Below are 9,264 nucleotides of genomic sequence, written 5' to 3'. Positions count from 1 at the left end.
CACTTCCTCCCATTTGCGGGTCTTGAGGCCGCAATCGGGGTTCACCCATAGCTGCGACGGGCTGAGATGCTGCTGGGCGAGCCGCATCAGCGCGACCATCTCCTCCTCGCCCGGCACGCGCGGGGCGTGGATGTCGTAGACGCCCGGACCGATCGCGCTGGGATAGGCATAGGCGGCGAAGCCCTCGAGCAGCTCCATCTGCGAGCGCGCGGTCTCGATCGAGATCACGTCGGTGTCCATCGCGCCGATCGAGGGCAGGATGTCGTTGAACTCCGAATAGCACATATGGGTGTGAATCTGAGTCGTGTCGGCGACCCCTGCGGCGGAGAGGCGGAAGCAATCGACCGCCCAGTCGAGATAGGCCGGCCAGTCCTTGCGGCGCAGCGGCAGGCCTTCACGCAGGGCGGCCTCGTCGATCTGGATCGCCTGGCAGCCGGCGGCCTCGAGATCCCGGACCTCGTCGCGGATCGCGAGCGCGATCTGGCGGCACGAGGCCTCGCGCGGCTGGTCGTCGCGCACGAAGCTCCAGTTGAGGATCGTCACCGGGCCGGTGAGCATGCCCTTGACCGGCTTGTCGGTGACGGACTGGGCGTAGCGCCACCATTCGACCGTCATCGGCTGCGGCCGCGAGACGTCGCCGTAGAGGACCGGCGGGCGCACGCAGCGCGAGCCGTAGGACTGGACCCAGCCGTTGACCGTGAAGCCGAAGCCGGCGAGCTGCTCGCCGAAATACTGGACCATGTCGTTGCGCTCGAACTCGCCATGGACGAGCATGTCGAGACCGGCCTCCTCCTGCCAGCGGATCGCACGCAGCGTCTCGGCGCGCAGGAACGCCTCGTACGCCGCGGCGTCGAGATTGCCGCGATTATGCTCGGCGCGGGCGTGGCGGACCTCGGCGGTCTGCGGGAAGGAGCCGATCGTGGTGGTCGGGAAGAGCGGGAGGTTCAGCACCTCCGCCTGCGCCGCGATGCGCGTGGGGTGGTCCGAGCGGCGCTCGCGCATGTCGGGGGTGACCGCGGCGATGCGCGCGGCGACGGCGGCGTCATGGATGCGCGGCGAGGTGCGACGGTTGGCGGCTGCTTGCGAGGAGGCTTCCAGTTCGGCGGTGACGCTGGCGCGACCTTCGTTGAGCGCGCGCTTGAGGGTGCTGAGTTCCTCGACCTTCTGCACGGCGAAGGCGAGCCATTGCTTTACCTCCTCGTCGAGCTTGCTCTCGAGCGCGAGGTCGACGGGGACATGAAGCAGCGAGCAGGACGGGGCCAGGATCAGGTCGCGCTCCGCCGCGAGCGGCTCGATCCGGTCGAGCAAAGCGGCGAGGTCGGCGCGCCAGATGTTGCGGCCGTCGATCACGCCGAGCGAGAGGGCGAGCGTCTTGGGCGCGGCCTTGAGCACGGGCGCGAGTTGTTCGGGCGCACGCACGAGATCGATGTGCAGCCCTGCGACCGGGAGCGCGGCGGCGAGGGTCAAGTTGTCGCCGAGTCCACCGAAATAGGTGGTGAGCATCAGCTGCGGGGTCGAGCGCGCGAGCCGGGCATAGGCGCGGGTGAAGGCGCGGCGCTGCTGCTCGGTGAGGTCGGTGACGAGGATCGGCTCGTCGATCTGCACCCATTCCGCACCGGCATGGGCGAGGTGACCCAGGATCACGCCGTAAAGGCCGAGCACTTCGTCGAGATAGTCGAACGGATCGACGCCGCTCGCCTTGACCAGGCTGAGCCAGGTGACCGGGCCGAGCAGGACGGGGCGGGTCTCATAGCCCTGCGCCTTGGCCTCGCGATATTCCTCGACGACCTTGAGGCGGCCGAGCGCGAGCTTCTGCCCGGCGGCGAGCTCGGGGACGATATAGTGGTAGTTGGTGTCGAACCACTTGGTCATCTCGCACGCGGTGAGGCTGTGCGAATGGGCGCAGCCTTCCGATGTGCCTGTCGTGCCGCGCGCCATCGCGAAATAGGTGGCGAGCGTCGCCTCGCCGTCGGCCGCGCCGTAGCGGGCGGGGATCGCGCCGAGCATCACGCTGAGATCAAGGACATGGTCGTAGAGGGAGAAATCGTTCGACGGCAGCCAGTCGGTGCCGAGCGCGGTCTGGCGTGCCCAGGCGGCGGTGCGCAGGCCGGCGGTGGACTCGAGCAGGGCGGCTTCGTCCGACTTGCCCGACCAGAAGGATTCGAGTGCGTGCTTGAGTTCACGGCGCGGGCCGATGCGCGGAAAGCCGAGCGTGGCGATGGTGACGGTCATTGGTCTTCTACCCCGAAGAAGGCGGGGAGAAGCCGGACGCGTGCGGGCCTGCGCGGACGGGCGACCGGCCGCGCATTGCGCATGCGGCCAGACCGGGCACCCCGCCGGTGGACGTTATCGTGTCGCGGGCAGGTCTTCTGGCTCACGGGTCAATGCGCACGGTCTGGCCTTCCCGGGAAGCGAGCTTCCCAGTGACACGTAGCGACCGCCGCTCGCCGCTTACAGTTGCGGGGGCAGCACCGGATTCGCACCGGCTTCCCGTCTTAGCTCCGGCGCGGACGAGCCGGCCGGAGAACCTTCGACCCCGCCAGCATCGCGCCGGCGGGGCCGAGTGTCAAGTAAGATATAAAGATTTCTTTATGTCTTTATATCACGCTGTTGCGGGGCCCTTGAGCTCGATGATGTTGCTTTCGGGGTCGCGGAAATAGATCGACGGGCCTTCGCCTTCGGCGCCGTAGCGTGGGCCTTCCTCGATGATCTCGACCCCGTGCGCGGCGAGGTGCGCGTGGAGCGCGGCCTCGTCGAACGGCGCGATCGCGATGGCGACGTGATCGACATTGCGACCCTCGGCGACCGGTGCCGCGCCACCCCGCGCGCCGAGCTTGCCGTCGACCGTGACCAGGTCGATCAGCGAGGCGCCGGCGCGCAGCTGGTAGAGGCCGATCGCTTCCTGCTCGCGCTCGTCGGTGCAGCCGAGCACCTCGCGATAGAAGGCGAGCATGCGCGGCAAGTCGACGACGCGCAGGACGACATGGTCGATCCCGCGCATCGTGAAGGGCGGAGGCGTCGGCATCAGCCTTCGCCGCCGTCGAAGCCCGCCGGGTTCATCCACATCGGCTCGAACACGTTGCCGTCGGGATCGGCGAAGCTGCGGCCGTACATGAAGCCCAGGTCCTGCGGCGCGCGCACATCGGCCTGGCCGCCATTCGCACCGGCCTTCTCGACGATCGCGTCGACCGCCTCGCGGCTGTCCTGCGACAGCGCGATCAGCATCGCGCTCGTGTTGTGCGCATCGGCGATCGGCTTGGTCGTGAAGGTCGAATAATAATCGCGCACCAGCAGCATCACGACGATGTTCTCCGACCACATCATCGACGAGGCCTTGTCGTCGCTGAACATGTCGTTCTTGGTGAAGCCGAGCGCTTCGTAGAAGGCGGTCGACTTGGCGAGATCGCGGACGGGCAGGTTGATGAAGATCGACTTGGCGGACATGGGTTTTCTCCTTTGGAGCCTGGGTCAGGGATTGGTCTTGCGGGCGAAGGGGAAGAGCGCGCGCAGCTGCGGGTCGCGCAGCCACAGCCCGCCCCACATGAACAGGCCGAGATAGGCGCTGAAGAGGATGTGGCTGAACAGCGGGCTGCCGGCGCGGATCTGAGTCGCCATCGCGCCGCCGAGCAGGCCCGTCATCAGCACCGCGCCGAGAATGCGGGTTTGCGGGACGAGATACAGGACGACCAGGACGAGCTCGAGAATCCCGATCGAAAAGGCATAGCCGGCGGGCCAGCCGAGCTGCGCCATCGTCTCTTCCGCGATCGGCATCATCATCAGCTTGGGCGTCACCGATGCGCCGAGCATGAACAGGGCGAACAGGCCGGTCAGCACGCGGCCGGTCCACAGCATCGCGGGGGTGGTGGTGTTGGTCATGGGTTCCTCTCCTGCCGTGCAAGCCAGGCGTTGAAGCGCGCGAAGGTGCTCGTCCACCCGTGACGGTGCCCGGCGAGGCTTTCCGCCGATTTGAGCCCCTCATGGGTGAAGTCGAGATGGGTGCGGTTGTCGGGCAGCTCGGCGAACAGCGCGGTGACCAGCGTGTCGACGGGCACGCCGTCCTCATGGTCGTCGCTGTCCCATTTGAAGGTGTAGACGAGGCGCTCGGGCGCCACGACCTCGCGATAGGTGCCGCTCTGCCACAGCGTGCGGCCGTCCTCGGGCGAGCGCAGGCAGGCGCGCCAGGCGCCGCCGACGCGCAGGTCCTGCTCGACCGTGACCGCGGGCCATTCGACCGGGCCGAGCCAGGCGACGGTCATCTCGGGCCGGGTCCAGGCGAGCCAGACCAGGTCGCGCGGCGCGTCGAACACGCGCATCAGGCGGAGCACCGGCGGCGGCGCGGCGGGATCAGTGGCGCTCAACGCCGCCTCCCGCGGTCTGGATGTATTTGAGATAGGCGTCGAGCCGGTCGAAGCTCGACTCCCAGAAGTGCCGATACTGGTCGAGCCAGTCGGCGACACTCTTCATCGCCAGCGGCTCGAATTTTGCCGGGCGCCACTGCGCGGTGCGGCTGCGGCTGATCAGCCCGGCATTTTCCAGCACCTTGATGTGTCGCGACACCGCCGGGAGGCTCATGTCGAACGGCTCGGCGAGCTCGTTCACCGACGCCTCGCCCTGCGCCAGCCGGGCGAGGATCGCACGGCGGGTGGGGTCGGCAAGGGCGGCGAACTGGGCGCTCAAGGGATCGCTGTGCATCGACTCGGGTCCTGTATTTAACGAGTACGTTAAATACGGTGAGGGGCGAGGTCAAGCGCGCGCAAATCGCGCGGTTTCCGCAGCTTTCAGACGGTGAGGTGGTCCCGGAGCGCGAGCCAGGCTGGCAGCTTGGCGTCGAAGCCGATCGTGTGGAGCGGGCTGGAGGAGGGAAGGGCGACGATCGCGTGGCGGCCGGCCGCGGCGCCGAGCTGGCGCACGCCGTGCTTGAGCGCGGCGCCGCCATTGAACGCGATCGCGCGCAGGTCGGGCAGGGTGGCGGCGAGCGCGGCGACATCGTTGCGGCGGATCGCGGCGAGCGCGGCGTCGGTGCTGCCCGGGCGCTGGGCGGTGGCGACGACGTCCCACAGTCCGACATGCGCGGCGAGCAGTGCGGCGAGGCGGTCGGGATAGGGCAGGGCGACGAGCTCGCGCTCGATTACCGCGGAAACCAGCCGCCAGAACTGGTTTTGCGGATGCGCATAATATTGCCGCGCGGCGAGCGAGCGGTCGCCGGGCAGGCTTCCGCAGATCAGGACGCGGACGGCGGGATCGACGACGGGCGGGAAGCTGGCCTTGAGCGGAGTTGATTGCGTCACGCGCTCGTCCTAGCATTCCGCCATGGCGCGCGCGATCACCCGCTATGCCGAGTTCTGGCCCTATTATCTTCGCGAGCATGCGAAGGCGCAGACGCGAGCACTGCACTATGCCGGGACCGCGCTGACCTTCGCCGCGCTGGCCGCGGGGATATGGCTCAGCGCGTGGTGGCTGCTGGCGATCCCGCTGGCCGGCTACGGCTTCGCCTGGGGCGCGCATTTTGGAGTGGAGAAGAACCGCCCGGCGACCTTCACCTATCCGTTGTGGTCGCTGGTCAGCGACTATCGCATGTTCTTCCTGTGGCTGACCGGGCGGCTCGAGCCGCATCTGCAGCGCGCGGGAGTCGCCTAGCGCTGCCTGAGCGCCGCGCGCGCCTCTTTCATCGCGCGTGCCGCCGCTTCCTCCGCGACCCGTGCCTGCGCCTCCGCGACGGCGGCGCTCTTCATCGCGCGGTCGGCATGGCGCTGCGCCCGCGTCGAGATGCGCTTCACCATCGCGCGGGTTTCGGCATCCATGGCCACGCGCTGGCCATTGGCGCAGTGCAGCGTGTCGTCGTCGATCTGGATGTTGGCGTGCTTGGTGCCCGCGCCATCCCCGCACTTTCTCGCGATCAGCGCGTGATCGGCGTCGGTCACGATCGGGCCCTGTGCGGCCAGCTCGCGATGGACTGCCGCGGATAGTTCTTCGCTCGCCCGGTTCGCGCCGGACCGATCGCGCGCGCTGCCCGGTGTCGTCGCGAGCGCCACGACGCAAGCGATTGCAAGATATGGAATGCGGGTCATTCATCCTCTCCCGACGTTATGACTACACTTGTAGTCAATGCATGCTGGCAGGTCAAGCAAATGGGCCGCGTTATTGCCACGCGCGAAGCATCGCTTGCTTGCCCGCTCCCGCCGGGCGTGCAAATGGTCGGCCCATGCAAGTCGCAACCGATACCATCGCGCTGATCGGAAACACGCCGCTGGTGCGGCTCAAGGGGCCGAGTGCGGCCACGGGCTGCGACATCTTCGGCAAGTGCGAGTTCGCCAATCCCGGGGCGAGCGTGAAGGACCGCGCTGCGCTGTACATCGTCCGCGACGCCGAAGCGCGCGGGCTGATCCAGCCCGGCGGCACGATCGTCGAGGGGACCGCGGGGAATACCGGCATCGGCCTGGCGCTGGTCGGCAACGCCAAGGGCTACAAGACGATCATCGTCATGCCCGAGACGCAAAGCCGCGAGAAGATGGACACGCTGCGCGCGCTCGGCGCCGAACTGGTGCTGGTGCCTGCCGCCCCCTACTCGAACCCCGGCCATTTCGTGCATACCAGCCGCCGCATCGCCGAGGAGACGCCCAACGCGATCTGGGCCAACCAGTTCGACAATATCGCCAACCGCAAGGCGCATATCGTCGGTACCGCCGAGGAGATCTGGACGCAGATGGAGGGTCGCATCGACGGCTTCACCTGCGCGGTCGGCACCGGCGGCACGCTGGCGGGGGTCGGGCTCGGCCTCAAGGAGAAGGACGAGAAGGTCACGATCGCGCTGTCCGATCCGCACGGCGCGGCGCTCTACGATTACTACGCTCATGGCGAGCTCAAGGCCGAGGGCAGCTCGGTCGCCGAGGGGATCGGACAGGGGCGGATCACCGCCAATCTCGAGGGCGCGCCGGTCGACACCCAGTACCGCATTTCCGACGAGGAAGGGCTGGAGTGGGTCGAGCGGCTGCTCGCCGAGGAGGGGCTGTGCCTTGGCCTCTCGTCGGGGATCAACGTCGCGGGCGCAGTCCGGCTGGCGCGCGACCTGGGCCCGGGCAAGCGCATCGCGACGATCCTGTGCGACACGGGATTCCGTTATCTTTCAACACTCTACAACCGGGACTGGCTGCGCATGAAGGGCCTGCCGGTGCCGCCCTGGCTCGACCAGACTTGATCCAGGTCTAAAACAGGGGTTCGCAAGCGGCTGTCGAGGCGTTACATTTATGCCACAGCCATGAAGTCGCTCCCGACCGATCCCAAGCAAAGCATGCAGCGCGTCCGCGTCGGCCTGACCGGTCTGGCGAGCGTCCTGCTGCTGATCGGCGTGGCCAGTGCGATCTTCTCCTCGGCGAACAGGGAGCGCCCGGTACGCGCCGACGGCGCCTCCAAGCCCGAGGTCGTCGCCAACATGACCGACGACCTGCCCGGCAACGAGATGGCGGCGGCCAAGGACGAGCCCATCGCCGAGCTCGGCATCGCGCCGCGCACCGCGGAAAGCCCCGAGCCCGCGATCACGCCTTACCCGATCCCGGAACGCTGAGTCGGCCGCCGGGCCCGGTTCGGCGCTCACGGGAAATCGCCCCACTTCCGTCCGCATACCCCATTTGCCCCATCGTTAGCGCCCGTGCCTGCCTGGAACAAATAACGATCAATTGTCGAATATTCTCAATACACGTCCCGTTTGAGGCAAGAAGTGGGGCAAATTACCGTGGATTCCCTTGTTCAGGCATTGAAAACCAACGGCTGTTACGATACGCCGCTGGTTAACAGGGCAACCTTATCGTCAGCCGGAATGGGTCCGGGGCGCGTGGAAACATGCGCTCTCGGGGACGGGAGGGATTTGCCCGCCGCAAGCGAGGGCGGGAGTGGTGCGAAGCGGGTATCGGGGTGTGGGATTGCAGTTGGTGGACGACAAGGGTCGTGTCGCCATCCCCTCCGCCCTGCGCGCGACGCTCGAGAAGAACAGCGGCGCCCCGGCCGACACCAAGGACGCTCGCGTCGCCATCCTCTCCGCCCATGAGAGCGACCGCTGCCTCATCGCCTATGACGAACCTTATTTCGACCAGCTGTTCGCCCGGCTGAGCGAGCGCGCCGAGCAGTTCGCCGGCGAGCGCGGCGAGGCGGATTCGAACATCATGCGCGAGGGCATCGGCCCGGGCGAGAACATCGCCTTCGACCCCTCGGGCCGCTTCGTCCTGCCCGGCTTCCTAGGCGACCACGCCAAGCTGACCAAGCCCGGCTACGCCTTTTTCTACGGCGTCGGCAACGTGATCGAGATCTGGGACCCCAGGACCCTGCTGGACCATCCCAAGGCGCCCGAGATCATGAAGTCGGCGTGCCGCTACCACCTCGCCGAAAAGAAGGTGACGCTGTGAGCGCGGTCCTGCCCTCCGCCTCCGTGCGTCCGCACGTGTCCGTCCTTTTGGCCGAAACGGTCGAGGCGCTCGCGATCCGGCCCGGTGCGCGCATCGTCGACGCGACCTTCGGCGCGGGTGGCTACAGCTTGGCGTTCCTCGAGCGGGGAGCCGAGGTGCCCGCCTTCGATCGCGATCCGGACGCGATCGAGGGCGGGCAAGCCCTCGTCGCGGCGAGCGAAGGCCGGCTGATCCTGATCGAGGCGCCCTTCTCGAACATGGATCGCGAGCTCGAGGCGCGCGGCCTGGCCCCGGTCGATGGCGTGGCGATGGATATCGGCGTGTCGTCGATGCAGCTCGACCAGGCCGAGCGCGGCTTCAGCTTCCAGCAGGACGGCCCGCTGTCGATGCGCATGGCGGGCGAGGGGATGACCGCGGCCGACTTCGTCAACGAAGCCGACGAGGCCGAGATCGCCGACGTGCTCTTTCACTATGGCGAGGAGCCGCGCGCGCGGCGCGTGGCCAAGGCGATCGTGGCGGCACGCCCGCTGACCCGCACCGGCGAGCTGGCCAACGTCGTGCGCAAGGCGCTGGGTCACAAGCCGCATGACAAGAAGGACCCGGCGACGCGGACCTTCCAGGCGATCCGCATCCATGTGAACCGCGAGCTCGACGAGCTGGCCGAGGGGCTGGCCGCGGCGGAGCGTGTGCTCAAGCCCGGCGGGCGGCTGGCGGTGGTGACCTTCCACAGCCTGGAAGACCGCATGGTCAAGAAATTCCTGCGCGAGCGCTCGGGCAGCCAGCCCGCCGGATCGCGGCACCGCCCGGCGGTGGCGGCGGCGCGCGCGCCGAGCTTCGAGGCGCCCGAGAAAGCGGTGCGGCCGAGCGA

General features: G+C 68.0%; 13 protein-coding genes and 1 riboswitch. Of the genes, 5 read left to right on the top strand and 8 right to left on the bottom strand.

All coding sequences use genetic code 11. The features are described 5' to 3' along the window. The 7 genes from metE to ABDV68_RS16155 all read right to left on the bottom strand — a co-directional run. A partial coding sequence (gene metE / locus ABDV68_RS16185; protein WP_343521135.1) for a 5-methyltetrahydropteroyltriglutamate--homocysteine S-methyltransferase occupies nt 1–2,232 on the bottom strand: 2,232 nt, incomplete at its 3' end. Nucleotides 2,233–2,341: 109 nt separating this feature from the next. Further along, nucleotides 2,342–2,535, bottom strand: a riboswitch (cobalamin riboswitch). A gap of 67 nt (nt 2,536–2,602) precedes the next feature. Beyond that, the gene (locus ABDV68_RS16180) at nt 2,603–3,025 is read right to left on the bottom strand and encodes a VOC family protein (RefSeq protein WP_343521134.1); all 423 of its coding nucleotides are present in this window, start codon (nt 3,023–3,025) and stop codon (nt 2,603–2,605) included. Further along, complete coding sequence (locus tag ABDV68_RS16175; RefSeq protein WP_343521133.1) at nt 3,025–3,444, bottom strand: VOC family protein; 420 nt, start codon at nt 3,442–3,444, stop codon at nt 3,025–3,027. Before ABDV68_RS16175 ends, ABDV68_RS16180 begins: the two co-directional genes overlap by 1 nt. A 24-nt stretch (nt 3,445–3,468) precedes the next feature. Then, nucleotides 3,469–3,876, bottom strand: a complete 408-nt coding sequence (locus ABDV68_RS16170; protein WP_343521132.1) for a DoxX family protein — start codon at nt 3,874–3,876, stop codon at nt 3,469–3,471. Beyond that, nucleotides 3,873–4,358, bottom strand: a complete 486-nt coding sequence (locus tag ABDV68_RS16165) for an SRPBCC domain-containing protein (protein WP_343521131.1) — start codon at nt 4,356–4,358, stop codon at nt 3,873–3,875. The genes ABDV68_RS16170 and ABDV68_RS16165 overlap by 4 nt, the downstream gene beginning before the upstream one ends. Next, nucleotides 4,345–4,692, bottom strand: a complete 348-nt coding sequence (locus tag ABDV68_RS16160; protein WP_343521130.1) for a metalloregulator ArsR/SmtB family transcription factor — start codon at nt 4,690–4,692, stop codon at nt 4,345–4,347. Before ABDV68_RS16160 ends, ABDV68_RS16165 begins: the two co-directional genes overlap by 14 nt. Nucleotides 4,693–4,778: 86 nt before the next feature. After that, on the bottom strand, nt 4,779–5,288 hold the full coding sequence (locus ABDV68_RS16155) for a DNA-deoxyinosine glycosylase (protein ID WP_343521129.1): 510 nt from the start codon (nt 5,286–5,288) through the stop codon (nt 4,779–4,781). A 22-nt stretch (nt 5,289–5,310) separates the two neighbouring features. Here ABDV68_RS16155 and ABDV68_RS16150 point away from each other — a divergent pair, with 22 nt between their 5' ends. Then, nucleotides 5,311–5,637 (top strand): DUF962 domain-containing protein, encoded by a 327-nt coding sequence (locus ABDV68_RS16150; RefSeq protein ID WP_343521128.1) that lies wholly within the window; start codon nt 5,311–5,313, stop codon nt 5,635–5,637. Here ABDV68_RS16150 and ABDV68_RS16145 read toward each other — a convergent pair. Next, complete coding sequence (locus ABDV68_RS16145) at nt 5,634–6,032, bottom strand: hypothetical protein (protein ID WP_343521127.1); 399 nt, start codon at nt 6,030–6,032, stop codon at nt 5,634–5,636. The genes ABDV68_RS16150 and ABDV68_RS16145 overlap by 4 nt on opposite strands. A 170-nt stretch (nt 6,033–6,202) precedes the next feature. On the opposite strand from ABDV68_RS16145, the gene ABDV68_RS16140 reads away from it, so the two are divergent. From ABDV68_RS16140 to rsmH, 4 genes are all read left to right on the top strand, one after another. Continuing rightward, on the top strand, nt 6,203–7,195 hold the full coding sequence (locus ABDV68_RS16140) for a cysteine synthase A (RefSeq protein WP_343521126.1): 993 nt from the start codon (nt 6,203–6,205) through the stop codon (nt 7,193–7,195). 60 nt (nt 7,196–7,255) lie between these two features. After that, a complete protein-coding gene (locus tag ABDV68_RS16135; RefSeq protein WP_343521125.1) occupies nt 7,256–7,561 on the top strand; it encodes a hypothetical protein in 306 nt (101 codons plus the stop codon). A 364-nt stretch (nt 7,562–7,925) separates the two neighbouring features. Continuing rightward, nucleotides 7,926–8,396 carry a division/cell wall cluster transcriptional repressor MraZ gene (locus ABDV68_RS16130; protein ID WP_343521124.1) on the top strand — a complete coding sequence of 157 codons (471 nt, stop codon included), beginning with the start codon at nt 7,926–7,928 and terminating at the stop codon, nt 8,394–8,396. A 35-nt stretch (nt 8,397–8,431) separates the two neighbouring features. After that, on the top strand, nt 8,432–9,264 hold an 833-nt coding region (rsmH, locus tag ABDV68_RS16125; protein ID WP_343521123.1), incomplete at its 3' end, for a 16S rRNA (cytosine(1402)-N(4))-methyltransferase RsmH.

Source organism: Sphingomonas sp. (genome assembly GCF_039595165.1).
In the GTDB taxonomy this organism is placed as follows: domain Bacteria; phylum Pseudomonadota; class Alphaproteobacteria; order Sphingomonadales; family Sphingomonadaceae; genus Sphingomonas.
Note: the sequence above shows the minus strand (reverse complement) of the source record. Positions and strands in the feature narration are given on the sequence as shown.

What these genes read in the sequence shown, in the direction of transcription:
- ABDV68_RS16175 (WP_343521133.1), bottom strand. Translation starts at nt 3,444, where the DNA reads ATGTCCGCCAAGTCGATCTTCATCAACCTGCCCGTCCGCGATCTCGCC.
- ABDV68_RS16140 (WP_343521126.1), top strand. Translation starts at nt 6,203, where the DNA reads ATGCAAGTCGCAACCGATACCATCGCGCTGATCGGAAACACGCCGCTG.
- ABDV68_RS16160 (WP_343521130.1), bottom strand. Translation starts at nt 4,692, where the DNA reads ATGCACAGCGATCCCTTGAGCGCCCAGTTCGCCGCCCTTGCCGACCCC.
- ABDV68_RS16135 (WP_343521125.1), top strand. Translation starts at nt 7,256, where the DNA reads ATGAAGTCGCTCCCGACCGATCCCAAGCAAAGCATGCAGCGCGTCCGC.
- ABDV68_RS16180 (WP_343521134.1), bottom strand. Translation starts at nt 3,025, where the DNA reads ATGCCGACGCCTCCGCCCTTCACGATGCGCGGGATCGACCATGTCGTC.
- ABDV68_RS16150 (WP_343521128.1), top strand. Translation starts at nt 5,311, where the DNA reads ATGGCGCGCGCGATCACCCGCTATGCCGAGTTCTGGCCCTATTATCTT.
- ABDV68_RS16170 (WP_343521132.1), bottom strand. Translation starts at nt 3,876, where the DNA reads ATGACCAACACCACCACCCCCGCGATGCTGTGGACCGGCCGCGTGCTG.